Raw genomic sequence first — 26,269 nt, 5'->3', positions numbered from 1 at the left:
ATCAATCAGCAATTGCTACTCTTTCCTGATCTTGATTGATCTCAGAAAAAGTTTGAATAAATGCTTTTAAATCTTGGCTATACACAAAAGCAACCTGTGGATCTGGAAGCTGTGCTCCTAACATCAATCCAAAAACTTTTGCGACGTTTTGAGTGTGCCCTGCCATCGGTTGGCAATAAAGATAGTGATGTGGTTCAACAGGGCTTTGTGCAAAAAACTGTTCTAGTTTTTTAACAACCTTGATATCAGCACCATCTTCAACCACCAAGACAAAAGGCACTTCATCCTCATATTGTGGTAAATCATGAATATCTAGCTCATCAAAAATTTGCTTTAAATTATTTTGATTTGATACAAGCTTTAATGTCTTTAAAGGTTGTAACTGTTCTATCTCAACCACAGGTGATGTAACACACCAACTGCTGACAAATTCAGCAGGGGTATATGCGTTCTTACCCCAAATCTTTTCATCAAGTATATCTTGATCAAGCTCAGAATCAGCTGCAATGATCAATGCAATTTCATGTGATTGTTTTTGGATTCGATCAAACAATTCAATCAGATACTGATCGACAGATGATCGACTTATGAAGTGATATTCAATATAAAACTTTTGAGGGATGATCCCCAACTCATAGAAAATAGCCTGAATACTTTGATGACTGCTTTGATCATTCCAAGTATGAATCACATCCTCAGAAAGAATAATATGCACATTGAGCTTATCTAAACGATAGACCGGTTCAATCTGTTTCAACTCAGTTTCTTCATCACTCGATACTGTTGGATCAATCCAAGCTGGATGCATACGATACTCATGTAAATTCTGACTTTCGTAAAACAGGCTAGAATGTTGTAAATGAGCTGAGATCGCGTTCAGAAGTTCATTATGCTGTTGAATTTGATGCTGAATAAGTAGCATGATTCGCTGTTGTCGCGTCGTTATAAATTGCATGTCCTCATCAGTGGTATCTTCACTGAGCAATTGATCTAATGCTTCGATACGATAAGACAAAACAGGCAATCCATGCGAACCCGATAATTTATTATCTAACAGCGGACCCGCCAACATTTGGATGCCTTCAAGGGTAGAATCATTTTCACCTAAGGCACTGTATGCCCCAGAAGCATAAATATTCAGTTGCAACCACGTGCTTTTTTGAACTTGTGTTGGTTCAGTAGCATCCACGTTTTGGTTTTGCGCATTGGCTACAACTTGTTGCTTTTTATCTTTATACTTTTGATAAGCTTGATAAATCAACCATGGTGAAATTAGCGCGGTTGTAATTAACAGCGGTAATAATACAAAGTAGCGGATAAGATCATTAGACTGTGGTTGGAATTGTGTGTCACGCCAAAAATAAATGACAATCACCCCAACCAAAATGAAACAACTGATAAATATTGCAATAATCTTCTTAACCATTATGCCGCCCCTAACAGTGCATAACGCGTTTCAATGTTATGTTTTAATTGTGTGGATGGCATTAAAAATGCCCCTTGTCCTAAACCAATTTCATGAGTTGAATTTAAACCAATCGGGCTAATTTCATTTTTATCCAAGATCAATCGAACATCGATAAACAATGTTGGACTACACCACGTTTGGACCAAATGCTTCAATTTTTTATTTAAGGGTTGTTCGGGTAAAAAGGCCAAATACTGCGCACGTTTTAATGGACCAATTTGTATTTCAATCTTGCCATCAATTTGTTGTACGGTATCCCCGCAAAAAGTATTCACACCCAATAAACTTGGATTTTTTCCACCTAAACTGGTCTTCTGTTCTTCACTTAATTGGAATTTTTCTTTCACAAATTCCTGAATATGTACCTGCTCATTAAACATGCAGGTCAATACAGTTTTCAAGGCATGCGCGGTGTTGTTCTGCCCTTGCATCAAACCTGCAAATTCCGCAAAGTATTCTTCTAAATCTTGCTGCTCATGTTGGGAGCTAATATAACCATTTAAAGCGTGCAGAATATCGAGATAATGATTATCCTGTTCGATTTCATAGCGTATCGGCAAATTATAGGTCAGACTTGCATCCACATACTTTGCAGTTAAAGTATGATTGAACAATCCCAAAAACTCTTTGGCTTCAAGTCTTTGCTGTCTAGAACTTTGCTTTAATTTATTGGTATAAGTATAAGGCAGTGCCCCTTGCGTACCAGTTAAACCCACAACAAGATTTGTTAAATAAATACGTTCATCCTGATAGCGTAATTCTTCAATTTCAGTCGCAGGAAAGCTTAAACTAAAGGATGTTTCAAATTTAAAATCTTCTGACCAATCTCGAGAGACAGATGAGTGAGGCACATGCCGCAACAGCCGAGCTGACTGGATAAACTCAAAAGTACCCGCCCTGTTAAAGAGCTGATCAACTACAGAAGCGTCTTGCCACCAACGTTCTGAACGCATTGGTATATCTCCTGTTGGTTAAGGCTATCTTTAACAATCACATCGACAAAACTATTGATCTGTACTTTAAGATTAAAAATATGGCTGAGTAATTGACTAAAAATATATAAGCTGTGCCCTCTAAACACACTACGATTCACAGCTAACTCTACTTTTACTCCTCTTATAAACATGGGAAATGGTTTCGCATTCACCAGTTTATTGGTCGTAGAAAAGTTTAATGTTTTCAAGGCATCAATCAATAAAATATTTTCTTTGGAATGCGGCAAATTATATAAGGCCAACAATTCTTTGACATGACTGAGTGCATCGCCTTTCATCAATGCCAAGGTGTTTAATGATAGATGAGAAATAATCCGCCACTGTTCATTTTTATTTTTATCGAATTCAAAAGGAGACGTTGGGCGTTTGAGAATCAAAGCACGTCGAGCCAAACTACTATCGTTTAGATTTAAGATATTATTACTCTGCCCCAAAGCCTCATGTGGTAAGTCGCCATTTGAGCACAACAACTTGGTACTAATAAAATCAGATTTTATTTCATACGGTTTTAAATGCTTTGAAACAATTGAATATCCCATTTGCATGGTTTTGTTGGAAGATGGGAAATAATTTAACGCATAAAAGAACTGTACTTTATCGTTATGGTAATGGCTCATTGCGAAGAAAGGAAGCACAGGCAAATACGTTTGTTCTTGATTGGTTTTTTCCCGCACCATATTCATTTCTACCACTGAATACACCTGATATAGCTCAGGATGATGTGCATCTGTCACAAGTGGGTATTGCAATTGAGTATGGGCTATTTTTTGTGGCTCAGCCTGCTTTTCGAACAAATTAATCGCAGGTGTGGTAAATAATTTAAAATTTGCGATATTCAATTCTGAATAATTACGCACGACAGCCTGATCATTCAGATTCAATTTAAGATGGATCAAAATTTCAAAATTCGGTTGTTGTTGAAGAATTCCTTTCAACTGACTCAAATCGAGATTCAAATAATTAAATTTCTCAGGAAAACAAAAATATTCCATCAATAAACGATAAGCATGGTGTGTATGCTGATCTACAGGAAGTAAACTTTCTTGTTCATTGAAACCCATCACCATAAAGGGATTAGGAATCTCAACAATACGTGACCCAACACGAACAGAAAAAGCCGTTTCTTTGCGGAAAATACTATCTAAAACTTGTAATGGAAAATTTGAAATTGCATCTAAATATATCGGTAGTTTTTCTTCAAGCAAACAAGGCTGAGCATCATTAAACACTTCAAACTTCAAACTCAAGGTTGCATTCTGATTTAGATGCATATGCGTACTTGGTGAAGTTTGAAAATCCAATTCAGTTAAAGCAATCGGTAATAACCGAACTTCATTGGTAGTATTAAATTCACATTGAACGCCCTTAAAACTACGCGATCGCAGTGCGGTTTTTTGAGGAATAAGATGAGGTGATGTCAGCTGTTTAATTTTATTAATATCTTCAAAGCTGACCACCGTACATGCTGGAAAATGACGCAAATATTGAGGAAACATCACCTCAAATAATGAATAAGTAAATACGTCATAGCTATCTGCTAATTTTTTATCAATCCGTGCCGCAATCAATGAAAAGGCCTGAATTAACCGCTCAATATGAGGATCATCGATTTGTTCTTGGTTCAGTGATAATCGTTGAGCAATCTTTGGATATTTCTGTGCAAACTCTCTAGATTGTTGACCGAACTCTTGTAATTGTTTTTCATAATACGGTAAAAGTTGTTCTATCACAGTTCTCTCGCGCTAAGCTCTTGCAGAAATAACATATTGTTGTGTCGTCGGTTTTAATAAAGCATCAAAAAAAACCGGCTCATATAAAGGATGTATATTTAAGTAAGCTTGGATACTTAAACACAATGCCCCCATGTTATGCCCGTCTAATAACATCTCAACTTTAATCTGTCTCAACCTTGGTTCATGGGCTGCAATAGATTGCTCAATTGACTGACAAATTTTATCTCGATCCAATGGATTTGCAGTTGAAAGCCCGACGAAGTCAATGATCCCAAATTGCAAAATAGATTTCTTTGCGAGAGGATATTCATCCATATCAACATCAAACTGCGCAATTCTGGTATTGAGTAGATCCTCCAAATCACGAGCAACTGATTCCCGTAATTGTTGAATCGACAATCCCCTTAAATAATCTTCATGCTCAGGTAATAAGCGATCAAACAGTGTTGACCTAAACCCATATGGATATAAATGATCTAAATTCATTTTTTGATAAAACAGAAAGATAAGGGAAATAGAGGTTAATGAATCATTAACCTCTATGAAAAAATCACGATTCTAATTATGCAGCGTATGATGCTGTATTGTTAGAAAGTGACCATTTCTTAGTAACAGCACCTTTCGCAGTACCGTTAATATCTTGTTGGTTATACGTCCACTCAACAGCAGCGTATTTCAAGCCGAACTGTTCAGTTGGAACACCTTCTTCATTTACAATCGGAGTTACACTTGAAACTAGAACATGCTTCAATTTGATTTGTAAGTACTTGATACGCTTATCACCGTTTGCACGATAAAAATCAATTTGTACTTCATCAAAAGTATAACCAGCAGAACATGCTTCCCAAAGTTTAGGACTAGTTGCGTCCAAATCTTTAAGGAAAATCATATCTTCGTGCTCAACACGTTCAGCAGTATGCCCCCCAACACTACTTGAAGTCGCAGACTTAGGCTGACGGATTTTGTGAGACCAAGAGTTAACTTCTAGCCAACCTTTGTGCTCTGAATCACGAGATTCTCCATCTACCTTGTATTTACCACGAAACTCAACGTATATATCTTTCATTTAAAAATTACCTCTGTTTATTTAAAGTTATTTTAGGGTCTGTTCACACCTCAGCTATGTTTTGAATCGTCTAAAAAACATCTTTAGTCTCAAACATTTGTGAAGTGCAAACCTCCCCTTTTGGCTGATCTCATTTTTTAATTTGAGGACTGCGGTAGTTCAGTCACGAGTCGCAAAGAAACAGACAACTCATCCAGCTGGAAATGTGGTCTTAAAAAGACCACAGATTTGTAGTGACCTGGCTGTGCAGGATCTTCTACAACTTTTACTGATGCCTCACGAAGCGGATATTGTGCTTTCGCCTCTTGAGATGCACCATCATCAAGCAAAACATATTGTGAGAGCCATTCGTTTAAAAAGGCTTCAACATTGCCTGCTGATGCAAAGCTTCCCACTTTGTCACGCATCATTGCTTTTAAATAATGTGCGATACGTGAGACAGCCATGATGTACTGGATCTGACTTGAAAGTGCAGAGTTTGCGTTCGCAGTATCACTGTCATATTTCTTCGGTTTTTGCGCAGACTGTGCACCAAAGAACGCAGCATAATCTGTATTTTTACAGTGAACCAATGGGATGAAACCCAAGTCACTGAGTTCTTTTTCTCGGCGATCTGTAATCGCAATCTCAGTTGGGCATTTAAAGACCACTTCACCATCTGAGGTTTTAAAGGTATGTACTGGTAAGCCTTCCACTAAACCACCACCCTCTACACCACGAATGGCAGCACACCAACCATGTGCATCGAAAGCATTAGTTAAACGTGTACCAAAGGCATAAGCAGCATTCATCCATAAGTAATCATTATGGTCTTCACCTGTTACCGCTTCGATGAAATTAAAGCCTTCAGTCGCAGTCCCTTCTTTAGGATGATATGGCAAGCGTCCTAAAACATGCGGCATGGTCAAAGCGACATAACGTGAATCTTCGCTATCACGGAAAGAACGCCATTGCACGTATTCAGCAGTTTCAAAGATTTTTGAAACATCACGTGGACGATCAATATCTGTGAATGATTCAAGACCTAAAATATTGGGGCTCGCTGCAGAGATAAACGGCGCGTGAGCTGCCGCTGCGACATGCGAAACTTGCTCTAATAAATACATATCAGACGGTGTGCGATCAAACTCAAAATCACCGATTAACGCAGCGTATGGTGCACCACCAAATGAGCCATATTCTTCTTCATAAATCTTTTTAAACAAAGTACTCTGATCAAAGTCTGTAGCACCTTGGAAGTCCTTCACCAACTCTTTTTTGGTCGTATTTAACATACGAATTTTAATCATTGAGTGAGAAGGTGTTTCTTGACAGAAATAGTAAAGCCCACGCCATGTTGATTCAATTTTCTGAAACTGCTCATGGTGCATGATTTCACTAAGCTGCTTTGAAATTAAAGCATCAATTTCAGCAATACGTTTATCAATCGATAAGGTCATATTTTCTGAAACAGTGATTGTTCCTGCCATCACTTCTTTGGCTAATTCGCCAATTAAACTTTTAGCACGAACATGCTCGTCATCATTGCGGGCAATACGACTTTGCTCTACGATCGAATCAAGCAAATTTGCTGATTCAGCTTCTACATTTGATGCAGTTGCAGTTTGTAAATTACTCATTTTCTGCCTCCGCGCTCAATTGGCGTACTTGATCCGTATTTTTTAGCACTTCATCTAATAAATCTTCCAAACGCTCACTGTTCGAAATTTTATTTCGAAGGTCCGTTAAGCGTTCACGCGCTGCAACTAATTTGCGTAAAGGATCAACCTGCTGTACAACTTGCTCAGGTCTAAAATCTTCCATTGAATTAAAGGTTAAGTCGACAGACATACGTCCACCTTCTTCAGTCAACGTATTTTCAACTTGAAATGCTGCTCTTGGCGCTAAAGACTCCATCACTTCATCAATATTGTCCAAATCAACATTGATAAACTTCTTGTCTTTTAATTTGGTCTTTTCAAGCTCTGAAGCAGCAGAAAAGTCCCCCATTACACCAACAACAAAAGGTAACTCTTTAGACTCTTTGCCATCGCCTACTTCAACATCGTAAGTGAGCTGCACACGAGGTGGACGAATACGTTGCAATTTTTTCTGTACGCTTTCTCTTTTTGCCATAACTCTATACCCTTGATTATTTTTTCAACGAAGCGAATGGATTCGTACCTGTCGGTCGAACAGCACTTGGTGTTGTGGTTGTTGGACGACTTGCTGGTGCAGCAGTCTGTGTGGTGTTACGCGACGCAGAAGTGGTTCGTGTTTTAGGCTGACTCGCTACACGTCGATTCGCGGTACTCGTAGTTCGAGCTTCTTTTTTTGGTGCTTCTTCTACGGCTTTGGTCGTGATCACAGGTGCAGGTAATGCTGTACGAATATTCTCACTTAGCTGCTTAGCAGGTGGATAAGTTAAATCAGTACTGAGATAACGCATTTCATCAGACCGCATGTGTTGCAAGGCATCGTTTGCAATATCAACACTCGCCAAAAAAGTGACATCAGTTAATGTCGAACCATGAATATTTTTCTGTTGCAACTCAGTTGCCAGCCTCAAAGCATTCATTGGTTGCTTTAACTCGTACATTCTCATCGCCGCTTGAGCCAATAAATCATTGACCTGATTAGCATTCGATTTATCGCAAACCTGCTGATAAATTTTCAATAGCGCTTGGTCCGTTTGACCCGCGACTAATGGATTCTGTTTGACACACTTTCTTTTTAACTTTACTGGTTTTATTTTTTGATCAGTCAGGCTGGCTTCTTGATCAACACTTTTTGTTTCTTGATCGTCAGCGTAAGCCAAACTACCCATAACCATACAAAGAATTGATACTACAATACCTTTTTTCAAAATATGCCTCATAATTATTTAACTTATATAATTGAAGAGTCGACAATTATTGTTTAAAAAACCCTCTTACTCATCAATTTCGTGCACCTAGAACATTGTGGCGAATTTAACAAAAAAACCACATAGAAAGTCAATACTATTTACGTTTTCTAACATTATTAAATTATTTTAATTATATTACCTCAAATATTTTTTTTAAGAATAGTACTCCCTTTCTATTTAAAATTAATATATTTTGTTGTAGAATAATCTGTACACTCAGATAGAGTAAAGCTAAGTTTTTAATTTTATTCAGAAAATATATTTTAGATATAACAACAATATCAAGTCTGAACTTACTTAGCGGGGCTTGATATTCAAAATTATTGTGAGTAATAAATGAGTAATTTAAAGGTTTTAATTACAAAACTATCACCTCCTACTCGTGCTGCATTAGAAAAATCTGCCAATTACTGCATTAATCAATTGAATTATGAGATTGAGATTGAGCATTTATTTGTAGAGTTATTAAATCAAAGTCCAGTGAATGATTTACTTATTTTATTACAAAAAAATAATATTTCCGCAGATGCTTTAACTAATGATTTAAAAGAAACAATTGCCTCTTTACCCAAAGGTAATACTCGGACCCCTATATTTGCAAAATCGATTGTTAAGTTATTTGAACAAGCATGGCTTTTAGCATCTGCTGAGCAAACACCGTTAATTCGGAGTAGCCATTTAATTATCGCACTGTTAACAGCCCCTGATTTACAACAAATTGCCTTCAGAGCGTCGAGCTTGTTTGAGCTATTCCCTATCGATACTATGAAACACAAGTTTTTAGATATTTGTGGTCAGAGTAGCGAGCAAACGCAAACTGAACCATCGACAGCATCAATAGAACCACAAAAAGAAAATACAGCAACTGCTACCACTGTAAAAACGCCTGCATTAGACCAATACACCATCAATCTGACGACAAAAGCACAAAATGGGCAGATTGATCCTGTTATTGGGCGAGAATTCGAAATTCGCTTAATGCTCGACATCTTGATGCGTCGTCGCCAGAACAATCCGATTCTGACAGGTGAACCTGGTGTGGGTAAAACCGCTGTTGTAGAAGGGTTAGCATTAAAAATAGCGCAAGGCTTAGTGCCTGAAGCATTAAGAAATGTACAATTGCATGTATTAGACATGGGACTATTACAAGCTGGTGCAAGTGTTAAAGGTGAGTTTGAAAATCGTTTAAAACAAGTGATTCAAGAAGTTCAAGCATCGACCCACCCGATTATTTTATTTATCGATGAAGCACATACCTTGATCGGTGCTGGTGGTCAAGCTGGGCAGAATGACGCTGCCAACCTGCTTAAACCTGCCTTGGCACGTGGTGAATTAAGAACGATTGCAGCTACAACTTGGGCAGAATATAAACAATATTTTGAGAAAGATGCAGCCCTGAGCCGTCGCTTTCAAGTGGTTAAAGTAGAAGAGCCAACCGAAGAGGTTGCCATCGATATGTTGCGTGCCATGATTCCTGTCATGCAAAACCATTTCAACTTACATATTGATGATCAAGCCATTGTGACTGCTGTTCAGGCATCTCATCGTTATATCAGTGGACGTCAGCTTCCCGACAAGGCAATTAGCGTGTTAGATACCGCTGCGGCTCGTGTAGCATTAACTCAAAATGCCCAACCCGTTATTCTGGATCAGTTCAAAGCTCAACAACACAATTTGAAATTGGAACAGCAAATTCTAACCCATGAGCATCAGCAATTCCCGATCCATCATGAGCGTTTAGAGCAGCTTAACCAAGAACTATCAACTTTAGAAAATGAGATACAAGCAATTGAAAGCCGATGGCAACAAGAGCTTGCGTTGGTAAAACAAATCCAGCAATTGAATGCTGAATATGAATACGCTGAGACCAAAAATCAGATCGCCGATTTAAGAGCGGATTTGATCAAACTTCAAGGACAAAGCCCTTTGGTCTTTGAACGTGTCACACCAAGAATTATTAACGAAATTATTTCTGACTGGACAGGAATTCCTGTTGGAAATATGGTCAATGATGAAATTAAGCAGATTTTAACGCTTGAGGATAAATTGGCTGAGCGAGTCATGGGTCAAGACTATGCACTTAAACAATTGGTGCAAGGTATTAAAACCTCTAAAGCCAAATTAGAAGACCCCAATAAACCTCAAGGCGTGTTCATGTTAGTTGGGCCAAGTGGTGTTGGGAAGACCGAAACAGCCTTGGCTTTAGCCAATGAGCTTTATGGTGGCGAACAACATTTAATCACCATCAATATGTCTGAATATCAAGAAGCACATACCGTTTCTTCTTTGAAAGGCGCCCCTCCTGGCTATGTTGGTTATGGCCAAGGTGGCGTTCTCACTGAAGCTGTTCGCCGCAATCCATATAGTGTTGTGTTATTGGATGAAATCGAGAAAGCCCATAGTGATGTACAGGAACTTTTCTACCAAGTATTCGATAAAGGGACACTGGAAGATGGTGAAGGTCGCATCATTGATTTTAAAAATACAACCATCTTGCTCACTTCAAATACTGGATCAAGTGCAATTATGCAGGCTTGCTTAAATCAACCTGTTGAAGAGTGGCCAAATGCTGAAGATTTACTCGAACACTTAAAACCAAGCTTATATAAGCAATTTAAACCAGCATTTATTGGTCGTATGCGGATCGTCCCTTACTTCCCATTACATGATGAGTTACTAGTCAGAATTATTAAACATAAGCTGGGTAAAATTGTTTCTAGAATTGAAAAGCAATATGCCACTAAAGTTCAATATTCTGACGAGCTTGTCGAACTACTGTTGAACCGTTGTACTGAAGTTGATAGTGGTGCTCGAAATGTGGACAATATCCTAAACTCGACTGTATTACCTTCACTTGCAACTGAAATTCTCGTTGCTTTAGCTGAGCATAAACTACCGAAACTCATCATTATTGACGTCAAAGATGAGGATATTAGCTATCAATTAGATCCTGTAGAAAAAGGAACTAGAAAGCGTTCGAGTAAAAAAGCAAAAGCTGACGTTTAAGATTCTTGAGATTGAGCCCCAATTGTTATGAATATGGACATATCCCTATTACTTACACCAATTCATGAGCAATCGCCTTGTGGTGAAGATTATTCTTTTTCCAATGAGTTTCACAGCATCAAAAAAGCGAGAACGCAAGATGATGTTTTGTTGGATCAAGGGGATTGGGTCACCGAACCTAAGCAAGCTGATTGGGATTTTGTGGCATCTACATCTATTGATTTGCTGCAATCTAAAAGTAAAGATATTCGCTTGCTTACGTGGCTTTCAGAGGCTTGGGCAAATCTTTATGGTTTTTCAGGTATTGCTAAAAGCTTAGAATTAAGCCATCGCTTACTTGAGGAATACTGGCTCACAATACACCCAGAAGTTGAAGATGATGATCTTGATCAACGCATTGGTTTATTACAGGGGTTAATTAACCAGTTACCGTTACTCATTAAAAAAGTCTCGTTAGTTGATCACTCGCCTTTTTATCATTTGCTCGATTATGACAATTTTCTCTATCATGAAAATATTCGTCGTAAACAAAGTGATGATTATGATAGTACGAATAACCACACTGAATTAGAGCAATTTGAACAGGCTTTATTAAATACAGATAAAAACTTTCAATATTCAAACTATCAACATTTTAATGAAATCCTCCAGCAATGGTCTGTACTTAAAAATGTTTTAGATGGTTTATTGGGCTTAGATTCACCAAGCTTTGCAGCGATTGATTCAAGTTTAGATACGATTCATATTAGTCTAAAAAAGATCTATAAAACCGATCATTTTGAACAATCTACTCAACTAAGCGCAACCCAAGTCGAAATACCAAGTTCACCAATAACTCAACCAGTTACGGCTCAGGCTCCAATGACCCACAATCAACTGTCTTTTCAACCGCAAGTTCAATCTCATGTTGAAAATCGTGAACAAGCCATGCAAGTGCTGCAAGAGATTGCAACTTATTTTCAAAAAAATGAGCCACATAGTCCCGTGAGTTATATGCTGCAAAAAACAATTAAATGGAGTCAAATGCCATTACATGAATGGTTAAGCCAAGTCATTAAAGATGAACATCCATTGCAAATGGTGCAAGACATGCTCGGCGTTCAGCCAAAGAATGAATACGAATAATTACTGGTAAATTGATATGTTTAAAGCAGAAAAAATTCTTTGGGGCGAAGGCTTATTTTTACGTCCACAGCATTTCCAAATTCAAGATACGTATCACGAGCAGCGTTTAAACCATACCATTAGGGCCTTGGTTCCTTATGCTTATGGCGTACAAAAGCTCAAGTTTGATCAAGTTCAGCTTTCAACCCATATTTTGGCTTTAGAAGAAATCGAAATCATCTGGCAAGATGGTGAGATTTATCACGCACCCGCTCAAGATCTACTCCCTGAACCATTATTGTTAGATGACTTGAATCTAAAAGGTGAAATGGTTGTTTATCTTGCCTTACCGATTCTGCAAGCCAACAAGAAAAATATTGCAGATGGAAATCACTCACTTTCTAGTCGTTATCATAATTACTTAGCTGAAACCCACGATTTATTTACCGATGCGAGTCCCGCAGAGCTCAGCTTACTGCGTCGTCGCGCAGAGTTTAAACTGCTTGAACAACATATTCAGCCGAGCCAAAATCTAGATGGTTTCTTATATTTGGCAGTTGGCAAGATAAAACGTCAAAGCTCAGGTTCATTCGAGTTAGACCAGAAATTCATTCCACCCATTTTACATATTGCAGCATCAGAAGCTTTAACCAGCAACCTAAAACGAACACTCAATGTCATTAAAGCTAAGATCAAAACCATTCAAAGCAGTAACCGAGAAAATGAACAGAAACTCATCGAATTCCGTTCTGGAGATATTGTTTCATTTTGGCTGATTAATGCACTAAACACTGCTTATGCTGGTTTGAATCATTTATTGCAGTATCCACTGATTCACCCTGAGCGTTTATTTTCAGAGCTATTACGTTTAACTGGATCCTTACTAACCTTCTCCACCAATTATGACGTAGATCATTTACCACACTACAAACACCACCAGCTTCAAGAAAGTTTCCAACAGCTGGATGTTATTTTAAGAGATCTGTTAGATACCATTATTTCCAACCGATACTTTAACATTGCATTGAAAGAAACTCGCCCATCTTATTGGGTCGGTAGTTTAGAATCAGACAAAATCACACGCGATACTCGTCTGTATATTGCAGTTTCAAGTAGTATGATGCAAACCCATGAGCTTATTCAGATCGTACCATTACGATTTAAAGTGGGCAGTACCATTGATGTTGAAAAACGTGTAGTTGCTGCCTTACCAGCAGTCCCATTGCACCATTTAATGCAAGTTCCGACAGCTATTCCAGTCCGTTCAGGTGTAAGTTATTTTGAGATTGAACCACACCATGAATTGTATCAACAGATGCTTGAATCAGAAACTATTTGTGTATACGTACCTGCTGGTTTTCAAGATATCACGATCGAACTTATTGCCGTAATGAATACCTAAGAGAACAACGATGAGTCAACATCCAACGGGCATACCTTCTTTATTTGATGATGGGAAAATTGGTTCAGGTCTACCTACAACCAATCTCCCGCAAAATAAATCTCAAACCACAAATTTGATAGATCTGTTGCATGACGGATTCTATTTGGTATTTCTAATTCGTAATCGTTATATCCCCTCAAACCCAAGTGATTTCCGTACTAAAATTTTAGATCTATTAAATCGTTTTGAGCAGCAAGCGAAACGACTTCAATTTTCCAGCGATGATATTCATGATGCTAAATATGCATTCTGTGCATTAATCGATGAAACCATTGCCACTCAACAAGACCCTGCTTACTTCAACTTGCAAAATACGTGGCTGGTCAGTCCTCTGCAACTTAGTTTATTTGGTTCACAATTAGCAGGTTATCGTTTTTTTGAGATCTTAGAACAACTCCGGAGTCGTGGTAAAGAACGCTTAGCCGCACTTGAGATATTCCATTATTGTTTACTGTTGGGCTTTCAAGGGAAATATAGACTTGAATCTGTTGAAAGTTTAAATCATCTGGTCGCACGTGTAGGTGATGAAATTGATTATCTCAAAGGTAAAAAAGCAGCCTTTTCACCTTTTGCAGCAATCCCTGATCAAATTAAACATATTATCCATCATGAGCTACCGTTCTTCTGGATTTTAATATTTTTATTGGTGTTTGCTGCACTGACTTTTGCTGGGTTGAAGTTTATGTTATCCCAACAAAATCAGAGTGCATTATCTCCTTATCAGAATGTGATTTCAGCACCAGCGGAAGAAGCACATATCACGATCCATTTACCTTAGTTGATGCAACATGATTCAGGAAAGACCTACCTCTTTACGCATATTACAGACCAATAAAAAAAAGAATTTATCACCTGTGATTTATTTATTCATCGGATTTCTTTCAGGAATCATATTTAGTCTTTTGATATTCTTTATATTTTTTAAAGGACAATCACATCAGGAGATACAAGAATCTCAACAGACTGAAGAATTGTTGCCATCCCCAACCAATGTCCAACAAGATTCTCAAAACGCGCAAGTGATCGAGTATGTTCCTCAAGAAAGTAACGAGTCTGAGGAAGATAGTAATTTTACTCAACCAGAAAGTAGCGATTTAAATAAATTCTTCCAACATGCCGTGACGCCACCTGTAAATACAGCACAACGTGCCTCTCCGTTCACCAGTGAGCAAAATACTGGAAAAACAACGCACACCACCACACCCAAGCTCAACAACAAAAATGGGCAAACACCTGTGAGTGACAAAGTCAATAAAATAACAAATCAGCCAACTAAGACTGATACAGCAAAGGAAGTAGAACCTGAAGCAGAAGCACCTCAAGCAACGGTACAAATCAATGTCACCCAACGGCCATTTACTGTTAATGAATTGAAATAACCAATGATTTGGTTTGTTTCCCTCTGTTTTATTTTCGTCGCCGTAACACTGACGCTATTAATGTCGTATGAGTTACGCTCGAAATGCATACAATTATTACAATCGCTACTCCCTAGTAGTAGAAAGAAAATCGTCAATGCGATGCAGTTTGCAGAAAACATGCATCAAGCGGCAGCACCTGAAAAACTGCAATCGCATTGGCATTTACAACAGTGGTGGGTATTAATTGCGGGTTTCTTTTTATTTGCCAGTATTCTCATCTTTGCATTCACTCGTCCTATTAATTCAACGCGTATCGAAGCTGAGTATTTAAAAGAAACAGATCCTCAGGTTTATGCTTTATTGAATGGTGAAATACTCAGTCCTCCACCAGAGGTCGATGTAACACTGATTCACGATGCTCTCGTTGAAGCCACACGAATTGAACAAGAATATCTCGCTCAACATAATGGTTCAGTAGATGCATCACAGATAGAAGTGCCAATCACACATTCCCATGGCGCATTGGATAGCAACATGGTCGACCGTAAATGGGATAAGATGAATCCGCGTTATAAGCAACGTTTACTCATGGTCTTTAAGATCATGAAGGAACAGTATGGATACGAGCTGGTGTTATTGGAAGGCTATCGTAGCCCTGCTCGTCAGAATATGTTGGCGGGAAATCCAAATACCACACGAGCTAGAAGTTATCAAAGCTATCATCAGTTTGGACTGGCTGCCGATGTGGCATTTAAACGAAATGGTAAAGTGGTCATCACTGAACGCGATCCGTGGGCGATGAGAGGCTATGAGTTATATGGCCAAGTTGCTGAATCCGTAGGTTTAACTTGGGGTGGTCGTTGGAAGTCGATTAAAGACTATGGTCATACTGAATATCGTATGCCAGGCTTGAAGAAAACCAAAGAAATGGCAGAATTGCTCACCTCTGAAGGTCAGGTCAATAGCAATATTTCTTGACCTAAAATTAAAGAAACCCATATATATGGGTTTCTTTAATGGATTCATTGATAAGTTAAATCAAAGGGCTATGCTGATTGCTTCGGTTGTACCATGTTTTCTACAGCTAAAATATCCGCCAAAACTTGATCAGATAATAAGTTTTCCGCTTTGATTAATGCCAACACACTTTGTCCTGATTCATTGGCTTGTTTCGCGATACGTGTGGTCGTTTCATAGCCTAAATATGGGTTAAGCGCGGTAACAATACCGATTGAATTTTCGACCTGAGCCTGACAAAGTGCAGCATTGGCACGAATGGTAGCAATGCACTTATATTGGAACATATGCATTGCTTTGCCTAATAGCTCGATTGATTCAAACAGTTTAAATGCAATCAATGGCTCCATCGCATTCAACTGTAGTTGACCCGCTTCTGCTGCTAAAGTGATTGCTAAATCGTTGGCGATCACTTGATAGCAAACCAAATTCATTGCTTCTGGGATCACAGGATTTACTTTACCAGGCATAATTGAGCTGCCTGGCTGACGTGCTTCTAAATGAATTTCGTTTAAGCCTGCACGTGGACCACTAGATAATAAGCGCAGATCATTGGCAATTTTTGAAAGTTTGGTGGCTGTACGTTTTAACAAACTCGAAAATAATACGAAATCCCCCATATCCGATGTAGCTTCGATTAAATCAGGCGCACTGCTAATTTTGCGTTGAGTAATTTCAGATAGGGATGCAATGGCATATTCACGATACTTTACTTCAGTATTGATCCCAGTACCAATTGCAGTACCCCCTAGATTAACCACGCTCAATGCCTCAGGCATGATGTGATTTAATTTGTCTAAGTCATTTTGCAAAGTCGTTGCAAAAGCACCAAACTCTTGTCCTAAAGTCATAGGCACCGCATCTTGTAACTGAGTACGTCCCATTTTCAAGATATTAGAAAACTCATCTGACTTAGATTTGAAGCATTCAATTAAATCTTTGAATGGTGCATTCAATTGTTGAATAGCAGTGATCAATCCAATTTTTATCGCTGTTGGGTAGACATCATTGGTTGATTGGGACATATTTACATCATTATTCGGATGTAAATATTGGTACTCGCCTTTCGAATGACCAAGATATTCTAGACCGACATTTGCAACAACTTCATTTATATTCATATTCGTTGAAGTGCCAGCTCCACCTTGAATCATATCGACCATAAATTGTTCATGATACTGATTATTCAAAATTTGCTGACAAGCATATTGGATTGCGTTATTTTTATTTTCGTCAATTTTATTTAATTTAAAGTTTGCTTGTGCACATGCTGCTTTCACCATTGCCAGTGCTTTAATAAAAGCTGGAAATTGACTTAATTTATTTTGACTTAGATTAAAATTCTCAATGGCTCTTAAAGTTTGAACACCATAATAACAATGTGCTGGAATTTCTTTAAAACCTAATAAATCTTTTTCAGTCCGTGTGTTAATCTTAACGTTCATTTAAATAGACTCTGCTTAACGATGAATTTATATTAGAGGACGGATCTTTTTTTTTCTAATGTAAAAAAATATTACCACATGCATTTTTTGCATAATAGATTATAATGTATATAAGCAGACGTTAAGGATAGGTTATGACCTTGGAAATTCGATGGATAGAAGACTTACTTGCACTTGAGCAAGAAAAATCGATCTCCCAAGCAGCAGAGATGAGACACGTCACACAATCGGCATTTTCTCGTAGACTTCAAAATATTGAGACCGCATTGGGTTTCCAAATTTTGAAACGACATAGCAAAAATATTGACTTCACTGAAGCTGGACAAATTTTATTGGCCTCAGCAAAAAACATCCAGAACCAACTTGAAACAACAATAAATTATCTAGAAAAAAATATTAAAAACAATGAATTAACAGTTAAATTTGCAGTATCACACTCTTTGATAACGCAATTTTTTCCACGTTTCATCCACGATTTATCACTCAATTTAGAAGACTTAAAACTAGAAATTATCGCAGCCAATCAGAAACAAGGAATGCGTTTGCTCAAAGATGGATCATGTGATTTTTTAATTTGTTACTGTGATCAAAAAACGTTACAGCAACTTGATCCCTCTCTTTTTATTTTTCATAAAATTGTGAAAATGGAAATCCTCCCCGTTACCGCACTCAATAATAATCTCCCCAAATATTCATTTGACCAACTTTTTCCATTATTGGCTTATAGTAAACAAGCTTATTTAAGAAACTGTGTAGATGAAGTGATTGAAAATAAATTAAATTACCGTACTTTATATGAAACAGATAATGCAGGTGATCTAAAAGAATTGGCTTTACAAGGTTTAGGTATTGCATGGCTACCTAAATTACTTGTTGAAAAAGAGATTTCTGAAAATAAATTAATGATCGTAGATCAAGAAAATTATCATACTTTCCAAAACATATACATTATTAGGCGTCAAATAATACTTTCAAATAGAATAAGCTATATTTGGAACTCTCTAACCTCTCATGAAGTTTAAGAGCTCCACCTTTATTATAAACTCCAAAAATACTCTATATAAAAAGTGATTGTTTAGAAATTATGCTTTGGAAAAAATCCAAAATAAATAATCTAAACAACCACTCTTAATAAAGCACTTAAAATATTATATAATCAATAGATATGAATACCTATAACTAAAGTTTTAACTATTATCTGCCAATCGACTTACTGGAATAATTGGTTCAACCATGACTTCATCTTGCTCTTCAACCTCATGTTTGTCACCTTCAGTTCGTGCGATAACAGCGGTTGCAATGCTATTTCCGATAACATTGGTTGCAGTACGTCCCATATCTAAAAATTGATCAATTGCAAGAATTAATAAAATACCGGCTTCGGGAAGCTGAAACATGGCAAGCGTCGAGGCGATCACCACAATTGATGCACGAGAGACGCCAGCGATTCCTTTACTGGTGATCATTAATGTTAATAGAATCAAAGCCTGCTGAGCAAAACTTAAATCAATATTATAGGCTTGTGCAATAAACAACACCGCAAATGCCATATACATCATTGAACCATCGAGATTAAATGAATAACCCAAAGGTAATACAAAACTGGTAATACGTTTAGGCACACCAAATTTATCCAAAGCTTCCATCGTTTTTGGATATGCAGATTCACTACTCGCTGTGGCAAATGCCAACATGGTTGGCTCACGAACCGCTCGCATCAATCTAAAAACATCTCTTCTCAAGAAGATATAACCAAATGAAATGAGGATCATCCAAAGGATCAATAGACCAATATAAAACTGCCCAATGAAAATACTATAATCAAGAATTAATTTTGGTCCCTGAACCGCAATTGCAGATGCGATTGCTGCAAATACCGCGATCGGTGCTGCAGCCATGACATAATCGGTGATACGGAACATGACACGGCATAATTCATCAATAATTCGACCAATGACAGAAGCACCCGTTTGATGCTGTACATACGCTAATGCTGAACCAAAGAAAATTGAGAACACCAAAATTTGCAAAATTTCGTTATTTGCCATCGCTTCTGCAAAACTGCGTGGGAAAATATGGGTAATAAATGTCTGCAAACTCAAGCTAGAAGCACTCACTCCGACATCAACTGCTTCTTTTGGAATACTAAGATTCATCCCAGCGCCAGGTTGGAAATAATTGGCTAAGCCCATTCCAAGCAAAAGTGAGATAAATGATGCACCAACGAACCAAGTCATTGCTTTCAGCGTAATCGATCCGAGTGAGGATGATTTCCCCATCGAGATTAAACCTGAAACAATAGTTGCAAACACCAAAGGTGCAATAATCATTTTAATTAGTCTTAGAAATACATCTGTGACGATTTTAAAGTAACCCGCTATGTCTGTTGTTTGTGCTGTGCTTAAAGTGCTATGACATGCCCAACCGACTAATATTCCTGTGATCATCGCAATCAGAATATATTTGAGCAGTTTTTTTTGATTCATAATAGTTATTCCTTCCCTATTTCGCTTAGCATCAAAATGACAAACATACGTTTGATCTTTGATGGCTATCCATGCTGATCTCATCAGATAGGCTGTGCTTTTTCTAGAAACACACACCCGTTGACTCAACAATTAGCAGAGGCAAGTGTTACTTTTTTTCAAAAAAAACAACAATGCAAAAATTAAATATTTCATGCAAAAAATGCATAATTTTGAATGTTTTTTGAGTGATATAAATGAAATAAAATTCAGATTCAAAGCTCAAATAAGCAAGACTTGGTAGATGAAATACGAGTTATATTTATTTGATAAATTAAGTAAATTTCCACTATTTTATGTTTATTATGCCGTAAAGATTGAATGTAAGAGGTACCTTGAATTTTATTTCATCAGACTTTCTACAAAGCCTATGCCTATACGCAAAGATAAGCAACTGAGATAGTTAATCATCAAACAGCATTAAATAACTGTAACTTAAAAGATTTGATTTCTTCCTTCTTTGCCTTGTAGTTGCGCATATAACTAAGTATTGGAATCAAATCAGGCCGAGAGATTTTATCGATTCATCAAGCTTGGTTGTGAAGAGACCAATGAAGCATATGATTAATTTTAGGTGCAGGTATATTCATCTGAAAATTATATTGTTGATTCAGTTTTGAGCAATAGGATTGTGTAACAAAATCATAAAAACAAAACAATGGTATTCACATAAAAAAATATCAGTATTTCTAAAATTTATAGGATATTTAAATTATTTGTGATAAAAATACACTCCCAAAAATACAGACCTGTATGTTTAATAAATCTGTAATTTTTATATATTAACTTCGATCTTAAAACTAAGATTTAAAAAATACACAAAACTGCCTATAGAGCACTTAAAAAGGAGTAAAAAATGGGCCATCTAGAACAACTAGCTTATCTAAAATTGGGTTTGTCTTCAGAAAATTTATTAGAAGATGGTTATCAGTTTCTGCCTGGTTCAGCTTGGATATTTCCTTCATATCTTTCTAAATTCTGGAATCAGCTAGTAGATAGCTGGAATCACTTAGAACTAGATACTTATATGAAAGAAGGAGATATTTATCGATATAGAAAGTTCGGAAGGTTTATTTATGATGATACAACAGGACATGTACAACCAATAATAAATAGCATTTTTTACCAAAGTAAATCCATCAATCAATATGCTGGTGATGTCGAAAGAAAATTCACCCATCTAGATGATAATATTTATAAAAACAGATTTCTACATTACATCATTGCCTCTTCACTTCATCATTTTATAGAAACTTATAAACTAACTGAGAAAAAATGGGATGTTACATTACATCAATTCCGAATTTTAGCTACTAAAGAATTAACAGGATTACCTACTCCAGAAGGTATTCATCAAGATGGGCATAAATTCATTAGTATGCATCTAATAAATAGACAAAATGTAGTTGGAGGTATCTCTAGTATTTATAATAGTGATAAAGAAAAGTTAAGTGAAATAACACTAAAAAAACCAATGGATAGCTTATTCGTTAATGATGAGGCTCTTTACCATTCAGTATCTTCTATTTCACCTAAATCAGATGATATCTCCTATCGCGACATTCTAGTCATTGACTACAACATAGCAAAGTAAAAAATCAAATTATTGGAAATATTTATATGAAAATTGCAATTACTGATCGCATACAGAATCTCGGTGCTCATCAAAAAAAATTTGATGACTTAGGTTATGAGTTTTACTTTTTAAATAGTTTAAATGAAAATGAGTATTCAGAAGAAATTCTAAAGCAAGTTGATGCTATGTTAGTTTGGCATGCAAAAATAACTGAAAAAACAATCAATCATTTAAATAATTGTAAAATCGTGATCCGCTATGGAATAGGATATGACCAAGTTGATGGCGAATCACTCCGCCATAAAAAAATCCCTTTTGCAAATAACCCATCTTACTGTGTCGAAGAAGTTGCTGATACTACAATAGGCATGCTATTAGCACTTACTAGAAACATATCTCGATACAATAATTTAGCTAGAAAATATAAAGATAGTTGGCAAGAAAATCATCTGAACTCTTGGCGTTCTAGCCAAAGAACTGTCGGACTTATTGGTTTAGGAAAAATTGGTACAGCAACGGCATTACGATTAAGAGCTCTTAATTTTAATGTAATTGTTTATGATCCTTATATTACAACCTCATATTTTAAGTCTCTTAATTTAAAAAGAGTCCATACATTACAAGAATTACTTAGCACGTCTGACATAGTCTCTTTACATTGCCCACTTACCAATGAAACTCATGGACTAATAAATGAAAATTTTCTTAAATTAATGAAACAAGATGCAGTATTAATTAATACTGCTCGCGGAAAAATGTTGAAGAACTTCGATGTACTCTATGATCATTTAATAAACAATCCTGATTTTAAGGTTGCCTTAGACGTATTACCAGAAGAACCACCAAAAGAACATCCACTTATTGAGTCTTGGTGTAATGGTGCAGAATGGTTAGCTGAGCGATTAATAATCAACCCACATAATGCATATTTTTCAGATGCGGCATCTATTGATCAAATGGGAGATGCTTATTTTGAACTAGTAGAAGCCTTATCTAAAAATAAATTCAATAATATTGTTAATTAAAGGAAAATTATGTCAATTCATTTTACAGATGGTGTTATAGAAAAAATCAACAATGTTTATTGTATTGGAAGAAACTACTCAGAACACATTAAAGAGCTAGGAAACCAAGGCGAAGACTATCCGGTCGTATTCTTAAAAACCAATACAAGCATTGTTACGGATAAAGAAATTTCCCTACCAGATGCTAGTTTTTCAAAAGATATTCATCATGAAGTTGAGCTCGTAATCTATATCGATGAAAACATAGATCATATCTCTGAAATAGAAGCTTTGTCATGTATCGGTGGATATGCCATTGGATTAGATTTTACAGCTAGAGATTTACAATCCACTTTGAAAATGAAAGGTCTACCTTGGACATTAAGTAAAAGTTTTAAAAATTCTGGTTGGGTTTCTGACTTTACTCGTGGAAAACCAGAAAAAGAAGCTTTGATTGAACTCTATATAAATGATGAATTAAGACAAATCGGAAGTACGAAGCAAATGATATTTCCTATTACATATTTAATATCTTACTTAAGCCAGATTTACGGTTTAAGAAAGGGCGATATTATTTTCACTGGGACACCTGCTGGCGTTGGAAACGTAAAGCAAGGTGATTGTTTGAAATTAATTTTGAATAGAACTTTGAATTACGGCCTTGAGATTATTTAACATGGAAAATTTATTTTCTTATTTCTTGATATGCCTATTACTAGTCATTTCACCTGGGCCCAATACTTTTTTAATTTTCAACACAGCTTCGTCTGTTGGTAAATATGACTCTTTTCTAAAAATTTTTGGTTTAGTATCCGCCACATACCTACATGGACTCTTGTCACTATTTGGTATTTCCTTAATTATCTTAAATTCACCATTTTTATTTAATATTTTGAAATACATAGGTGCAGCTTACTTACTTTATTTAGGAGTTAAATTCATAACCTCTCTTCTAAAGAGAAAAGAAGCCAACTCCACTGAAAGTAAAGTCATAGCCAAAAAGTCTGCACTATCTAGCTTTAATGAGGGTTTCTTAACACAAATATTGAATCCTAAAGTTTCTATGTTTTACATAGCTGCATTCCCGCAGTTCATAAACTTTGTTGATTCTAATCACTATCTTAAAGGTATTGTCTTAATTACAATACATGCCCTAACAATCATGACTTGGTTTGTTTTTATGACCCTTTCTATTAAGCTTTTTACTAATAAATCGGGAGATAATAAGTTTACGAAAGTGGTTTCATTAATATCTGGTGTTTTCTTAATTTACTTTTCATTTCTATTGATTACTCAACCGTTACCAAGTTATTAGTTTTAATCGATAAGGGGCTTTATTGCCCCTTATACGTAATGATAAAACAGAAACTTTCACTTGGTAAAATTTACATCCTCATCAGAAATTTATCATGAGAAGTTGAGGGGTAAACCATAGATATAAAAAAAGTCCTTGTATAAACAAGGACTTTTTGAATTTGGCGGAAGCGGTGAGATTCGAACTCACGGAGGACTCACACCCTCGTCGGTTTTCAAGACCGGTGCATTAAACCGCTCTGCCACGCTTCCAATGGCGGCTATCATATAAATAAAACCGCGCCTTGGCAAACCTTTTATGCAAAATCATGCATCAAATGATCAAAATAAAATCAACATCCTGTTATTTTAACAATTTTCGTTTTTTTCATAGCGAATTGAGTTGATATACCATACTTTTTTTCCGAGCGGCGTATGTACTTCAACATCATCATCAACGGCTTTACCAAGTAATGCACGAGCCATTGGTGATTCAATCGAAATATGCTGAGGGTGATGATCGTAGATCTCATCAACACCAACGATACGCAATGTTTTCTTCTCACCAACATCATTTTCAATCTCAACCCAAGCCCCGAAATAGACTTTTCCTTCTTGCTCAGCTACATAGTCGATGATCTTCAACTCTTCGAGACGTTTTCCCAGATATCGAACACGACGATCAATTTTCCTCAGTATTTGTTTATTATATTGATAGTCTGCATTTTCTGACCGATCACCTAAACTAGCCGCCCAGTTTACTTTTTTAGTAATCTCAGGGCGTTCTTCATGCCAAAGCTTCTTCAGCTCTGCAACCAATAGATCATGTCCTTTACGAGTTATTAAATTTGATTTCATAAGAAAAAAATACGCTAACATAACAATCTGTTTACAAGTTGTTGCATTGTATTCCTTATTTCATCATCACTAAAGTGTATAAATTTTATTCTTTTTCAAATCATGCGGTTGTGATGAATCTCTCAGTATTTTATTGCTCAAAATTTGACAATCCTTTTTTTGCCGCTTATTATGCGCCCCTAAGTTAACTTTTTGTTTATTTTTTATACACTTTATGAATGATGTGTAACAAGAACATCATTTCCACGATTAATTCAATGTCATTTTGAATGGCGTCATGATTTGCCCACCCTTATTGAATTTATCAACTTTAAAAAGTTAAGGCACTGTTTTGCTGAACTTTTTGGGCATAAATTACCTGTAGCGGAGACAACATGCACAGTAATTCAAGTTCTGGGTCGAGGCTTAGCCTTAACTCTTTATCTTCCAAACTCCCATTTCAAGCTTTAGCATTAGGTGTAGTCATCCTCCCTTTCAATAGCTTGAGCGCTGAAAAATCACATCAATACAATACTGTTTTGGCAAGCAATGTATTAACTGTGGTTGCAGTTGAAAATCCAACGATCGTATTTAAAGAAGATCAGTTTTTACATGGTTTTGGTTATGATTTAGCACGAAACTATGCGCAAAGCTTAAATGTAAAGCTCGATTTTAAAACAGTGCCAGACAATGCAACTGCATTGAAATGGATCGCCCAAGGCAAAGCCAATCTGGCTATGACGACAGCGAGTCTCAATCAGATTGAAAATAAACAACTGGTTTCTTTCTCAGCAAGTTGTGGTGATCAAGAAAGTTTGACCAAAAATGGTTTAAATCCACAACTGAATTGGGTATTTAAACAAGCTGATGATCCACTCACACTGACAGCAAGTGGCTTTGTATGTCAAAGTAAGCAATTGGGTACAACGCAACAACTCGCTTCTTTCTACAATCGTAATGTAGTTAAACCTGAATCTTGGTCAACAATTCAAAAAGATCTGAATCAACGTTTACCTATCTACAAAGCGAGCTTTAAACAAAGTGCATCTAAATACAATTTAGATTGGCATTTGTTGGCAGCAATTGGTTATCAAGAATCTTATCTTAAACCAACTTCGGTGTCGCCTACTGGCGTCCGTGGCTTAATGATGCTGACCAATAGCACTGCTCAAGCAATGGGTGTGACTAACCGTGTTGATCCTGTACAAAGCATCCAAGGGGGTGCCAAGTATTATGATTTGATGTTGGAGCAGTTTGCACATGTTCCATATCCTGATCGTAACTGGTATGCCTTAGTGGCATATAATATGGGACCAGGTGCAGTCAGCCAAGTGCAAAAAAGAATCAAGGCACAAGGCAAAGACCCAAATCAATGGGTAAATTTATATGATTATTTAGAGCGTAACCAAGCTAAAAATGGTCGCTATAAACAAGCTGTAAAATACGTTAAACGTATCCGTACTTATTTAGAACATATCAAGACCAGTAGTTTGATTAATGTCTAAAAC

At 36.7% G+C, this 26,269-nt stretch carries 23 protein-coding genes and 1 tRNA gene; 12 read left to right on the top strand and 12 right to left on the bottom strand.

Going from position 1 to position 26,269, the window contains the following annotated elements; all coding sequences use genetic code 11:
• Position 1 precedes the first annotated feature (1 nt).
• The 8 genes from EXE30_RS02415 to EXE30_RS02380 form a co-directional block, all read right to left on the bottom strand.
• Positions 2-1,426 (bottom strand): hypothetical protein, encoded by a 1,425-nt coding sequence (locus tag EXE30_RS02415; RefSeq protein ID WP_130161039.1) that lies wholly within the window; start codon positions 1,424-1,426, stop codon positions 2-4.
• On the bottom strand, positions 1,426-2,421 hold the full coding sequence (gene tssG, locus EXE30_RS02410) for a type VI secretion system baseplate subunit TssG (RefSeq protein WP_130161038.1): 996 nt from the start codon (positions 2,419-2,421) through the stop codon (positions 1,426-1,428). The genes EXE30_RS02415 and tssG overlap by 1 nt, the downstream gene beginning before the upstream one ends.
• On the bottom strand, positions 2,385-4,193 hold the full coding sequence (gene tssF, locus EXE30_RS02405; protein ID WP_130161037.1) for a type VI secretion system baseplate subunit TssF: 1,809 nt from the start codon (positions 4,191-4,193) through the stop codon (positions 2,385-2,387). The genes tssG and tssF overlap by 37 nt, the downstream gene beginning before the upstream one ends.
• A 12-nt stretch (positions 4,194-4,205) precedes the next feature.
• Complete coding sequence (gene tssE / locus EXE30_RS02400) at positions 4,206-4,682, bottom strand: type VI secretion system baseplate subunit TssE (protein WP_130161036.1); 477 nt, start codon at positions 4,680-4,682, stop codon at positions 4,206-4,208.
• 76 nt (positions 4,683-4,758) lie between these two features.
• Positions 4,759-5,262: an Hcp family type VI secretion system effector gene (locus tag EXE30_RS02395; protein ID WP_005195657.1), complete on the bottom strand. Its 504-nt coding sequence runs from the start codon at positions 5,260-5,262 to the stop codon at positions 4,759-4,761.
• Positions 5,263-5,399: 137 nt separating this feature from the next.
• Positions 5,400-6,881 carry a type VI secretion system contractile sheath large subunit gene (tssC, locus tag EXE30_RS02390; protein WP_130161035.1) on the bottom strand — a complete coding sequence of 494 codons (1,482 nt, stop codon included), beginning with the start codon at positions 6,879-6,881 and terminating at the stop codon, positions 5,400-5,402.
• Entirely contained in the window at positions 6,874-7,377 is a 504-nt protein-coding gene (tssB, locus tag EXE30_RS02385) for a type VI secretion system contractile sheath small subunit (RefSeq protein WP_004805522.1), read from the bottom strand. The genes tssC and tssB overlap by 8 nt, the downstream gene beginning before the upstream one ends.
• Before the next feature lie 16 nt (positions 7,378-7,393).
• The gene (locus EXE30_RS02380) at positions 7,394-8,107 is read right to left on the bottom strand and encodes a hypothetical protein (protein WP_130161034.1); all 714 of its coding nucleotides are present in this window, start codon (positions 8,105-8,107) and stop codon (positions 7,394-7,396) included.
• A gap of 378 nt (positions 8,108-8,485) precedes the next feature.
• Between EXE30_RS02380 and tssH the strand changes: the two genes are divergently transcribed.
• The 6 genes from tssH to EXE30_RS02350 are packed head-to-tail and all read left to right on the top strand — an operon-like array spanning position 8,486 to position 16,042.
• Positions 8,486-11,155, top strand: coding sequence for a type VI secretion system ATPase TssH (gene tssH / locus EXE30_RS02375; RefSeq protein WP_130161033.1), 2,670 nt, complete (start codon positions 8,486-8,488; stop codon positions 11,153-11,155).
• Positions 11,156-11,182: 27 nt separating this feature from the next.
• Positions 11,183-12,280, top strand: a complete 1,098-nt coding sequence (gene tssA / locus EXE30_RS02370; protein ID WP_130161032.1) for a type VI secretion system protein TssA — start codon at positions 11,183-11,185, stop codon at positions 12,278-12,280.
• 16 nt (positions 12,281-12,296) lie between these two features.
• Complete coding sequence (tssK, locus tag EXE30_RS02365; protein WP_130161031.1) at positions 12,297-13,661, top strand: type VI secretion system baseplate subunit TssK; 1,365 nt, start codon at positions 12,297-12,299, stop codon at positions 13,659-13,661.
• 10 nt (positions 13,662-13,671) lie between these two features.
• A complete protein-coding gene (icmH, locus tag EXE30_RS02360) occupies positions 13,672-14,481 on the top strand; it encodes a type IVB secretion system protein IcmH/DotU (protein ID WP_130161030.1) in 810 nt (269 codons plus the stop codon).
• Positions 14,482-14,491: 10 nt separating this feature from the next.
• The gene (locus tag EXE30_RS02355) at positions 14,492-15,082 is read left to right on the top strand and encodes a hypothetical protein (RefSeq protein WP_130161029.1); all 591 of its coding nucleotides are present in this window, start codon (positions 14,492-14,494) and stop codon (positions 15,080-15,082) included.
• Positions 15,083-15,085: 3 nt separating this feature from the next.
• Positions 15,086-16,042: a M15 family metallopeptidase gene (locus EXE30_RS02350; protein WP_130161028.1), complete on the top strand. Its 957-nt coding sequence runs from the start codon at positions 15,086-15,088 to the stop codon at positions 16,040-16,042.
• A 68-nt stretch (positions 16,043-16,110) separates the two neighbouring features.
• On the opposite strand, the gene EXE30_RS02345 is transcribed toward EXE30_RS02350, so the two are convergent.
• The gene (locus tag EXE30_RS02345) at positions 16,111-17,526 is read right to left on the bottom strand and encodes an aspartate ammonia-lyase (RefSeq protein WP_130161027.1); all 1,416 of its coding nucleotides are present in this window, start codon (positions 17,524-17,526) and stop codon (positions 16,111-16,113) included.
• A 134-nt stretch (positions 17,527-17,660) separates the two neighbouring features.
• Here EXE30_RS02345 and EXE30_RS02340 point away from each other — a divergent pair, with 134 nt between their 5' ends.
• The gene (locus EXE30_RS02340) at positions 17,661-18,548 is read left to right on the top strand and encodes a LysR substrate-binding domain-containing protein (RefSeq protein ID WP_130161026.1); all 888 of its coding nucleotides are present in this window, start codon (positions 17,661-17,663) and stop codon (positions 18,546-18,548) included.
• 165 nt (positions 18,549-18,713) lie between these two features.
• On the opposite strand, the gene EXE30_RS02335 is transcribed toward EXE30_RS02340, so the two are convergent.
• The gene (locus EXE30_RS02335) at positions 18,714-20,012 is read right to left on the bottom strand and encodes a dicarboxylate/amino acid:cation symporter (protein ID WP_130161025.1); all 1,299 of its coding nucleotides are present in this window, start codon (positions 20,010-20,012) and stop codon (positions 18,714-18,716) included.
• 895 nt (positions 20,013-20,907) lie between these two features.
• Here EXE30_RS02335 and EXE30_RS02330 point away from each other — a divergent pair.
• The 4 genes from EXE30_RS02330 to EXE30_RS02315 are packed head-to-tail and all read left to right on the top strand — an operon-like array spanning position 20,908 to position 23,946.
• Positions 20,908-21,645 (top strand): 2OG-Fe dioxygenase family protein, encoded by a 738-nt coding sequence (locus EXE30_RS02330; RefSeq protein WP_130161024.1) that lies wholly within the window; start codon positions 20,908-20,910, stop codon positions 21,643-21,645.
• Between the two features lie 26 nt (positions 21,646-21,671).
• A complete protein-coding gene (locus EXE30_RS02325; protein ID WP_130161023.1) occupies positions 21,672-22,652 on the top strand; it encodes a C-terminal binding protein in 981 nt (326 codons plus the stop codon).
• A gap of 9 nt (positions 22,653-22,661) precedes the next feature.
• Positions 22,662-23,306 (top strand): fumarylacetoacetate hydrolase family protein, encoded by a 645-nt coding sequence (locus EXE30_RS02320; RefSeq protein ID WP_130161022.1) that lies wholly within the window; start codon positions 22,662-22,664, stop codon positions 23,304-23,306.
• 1 nt (position 23,307) lies between these two features.
• Entirely contained in the window at positions 23,308-23,946 is a 639-nt protein-coding gene (locus tag EXE30_RS02315) for a LysE family translocator (RefSeq protein ID WP_130161021.1), read from the top strand.
• Positions 23,947-24,107: 161 nt separating this feature from the next.
• Here the strand turns inward: EXE30_RS02315 and EXE30_RS02310 are convergent.
• Both EXE30_RS02310 and greB read right to left on the bottom strand, forming a co-directional pair.
• A tRNA-Ser gene (locus EXE30_RS02310) sits at positions 24,108-24,197 on the bottom strand.
• 96 nt (positions 24,198-24,293) lie between these two features.
• A complete protein-coding gene (greB, locus tag EXE30_RS02305; protein ID WP_130161020.1) occupies positions 24,294-24,782 on the bottom strand; it encodes a transcription elongation factor GreB in 489 nt (162 codons plus the stop codon).
• A gap of 374 nt (positions 24,783-25,156) precedes the next feature.
• Between greB and EXE30_RS02300 the strand changes: the two genes are divergently transcribed.
• Entirely contained in the window at positions 25,157-26,266 is a 1,110-nt protein-coding gene (locus tag EXE30_RS02300) for an MltF family protein (RefSeq protein ID WP_130161019.1), read from the top strand.
• The last annotated feature ends 3 nt before the right edge of the window (positions 26,267-26,269 follow it).

It is taken from the genome of Acinetobacter halotolerans (assembly GCF_004208515.1).
In the GTDB taxonomy this organism is placed as follows: Bacteria; Pseudomonadota; Gammaproteobacteria; order Pseudomonadales; family Moraxellaceae; genus Acinetobacter; species Acinetobacter halotolerans.
Note: the sequence above shows the minus strand (reverse complement) of the source record. Positions and strands in the feature narration are given on the sequence as shown.

What these genes read in the sequence shown, in the direction of transcription:
- tssK (WP_130161031.1), top strand. Translation starts at nt 12,297, where the DNA reads ATGTTTAAAGCAGAAAAAATTCTTTGGGGCGAAGGCTTATTTTTACGT.
- EXE30_RS02300 (WP_130161019.1), top strand. Translation starts at nt 25,157, where the DNA reads ATGCACAGTAATTCAAGTTCTGGGTCGAGGCTTAGCCTTAACTCTTTA.
- tssC (WP_130161035.1), bottom strand. Translation starts at nt 6,881, where the DNA reads ATGAGTAATTTACAAACTGCAACTGCATCAAATGTAGAAGCTGAATCA.
- EXE30_RS02325 (WP_130161023.1), top strand. Translation starts at nt 21,672, where the DNA reads ATGAAAATTGCAATTACTGATCGCATACAGAATCTCGGTGCTCATCAA.
- tssB (WP_004805522.1), bottom strand. Translation starts at nt 7,377, where the DNA reads ATGGCAAAAAGAGAAAGCGTACAGAAAAAATTGCAACGTATTCGTCCA.
- EXE30_RS02355 (WP_130161029.1), top strand. Translation starts at nt 14,492, where the DNA reads ATGATTCAGGAAAGACCTACCTCTTTACGCATATTACAGACCAATAAA.
- greB (WP_130161020.1), bottom strand. Translation starts at nt 24,782, where the DNA reads ATGAAATCAAATTTAATAACTCGTAAAGGACATGATCTATTGGTTGCA.
- EXE30_RS02335 (WP_130161025.1), bottom strand. Translation starts at nt 20,012, where the DNA reads ATGAATCAAAAAAAACTGCTCAAATATATTCTGATTGCGATGATCACA.
- icmH (WP_130161030.1), top strand. Translation starts at nt 13,672, where the DNA reads ATGAGTCAACATCCAACGGGCATACCTTCTTTATTTGATGATGGGAAA.
- tssG (WP_130161038.1), bottom strand. Translation starts at nt 2,421, where the DNA reads ATGCGTTCAGAACGTTGGTGGCAAGACGCTTCTGTAGTTGATCAGCTC.
- EXE30_RS02320 (WP_130161022.1), top strand. Translation starts at nt 22,662, where the DNA reads ATGTCAATTCATTTTACAGATGGTGTTATAGAAAAAATCAACAATGTT.
- tssA (WP_130161032.1), top strand. Translation starts at nt 11,183, where the DNA reads ATGAATATGGACATATCCCTATTACTTACACCAATTCATGAGCAATCG.
- EXE30_RS02315 (WP_130161021.1), top strand. Translation starts at nt 23,308, where the DNA reads ATGGAAAATTTATTTTCTTATTTCTTGATATGCCTATTACTAGTCATT.
- EXE30_RS02330 (WP_130161024.1), top strand. Translation starts at nt 20,908, where the DNA reads ATGGGCCATCTAGAACAACTAGCTTATCTAAAATTGGGTTTGTCTTCA.
- tssE (WP_130161036.1), bottom strand. Translation starts at nt 4,682, where the DNA reads ATGAATTTAGATCATTTATATCCATATGGGTTTAGGTCAACACTGTTT.
- EXE30_RS02340 (WP_130161026.1), top strand. Translation starts at nt 17,661, where the DNA reads ATGACCTTGGAAATTCGATGGATAGAAGACTTACTTGCACTTGAGCAA.
- tssH (WP_130161033.1), top strand. Translation starts at nt 8,486, where the DNA reads ATGAGTAATTTAAAGGTTTTAATTACAAAACTATCACCTCCTACTCGT.
- EXE30_RS02345 (WP_130161027.1), bottom strand. Translation starts at nt 17,526, where the DNA reads ATGAACGTTAAGATTAACACACGGACTGAAAAAGATTTATTAGGTTTT.
- EXE30_RS02395 (WP_005195657.1), bottom strand. Translation starts at nt 5,262, where the DNA reads ATGAAAGATATATACGTTGAGTTTCGTGGTAAATACAAGGTAGATGGA.
- EXE30_RS02415 (WP_130161039.1), bottom strand. Translation starts at nt 1,426, where the DNA reads ATGGTTAAGAAGATTATTGCAATATTTATCAGTTGTTTCATTTTGGTT.
- EXE30_RS02350 (WP_130161028.1), top strand. Translation starts at nt 15,086, where the DNA reads ATGATTTGGTTTGTTTCCCTCTGTTTTATTTTCGTCGCCGTAACACTG.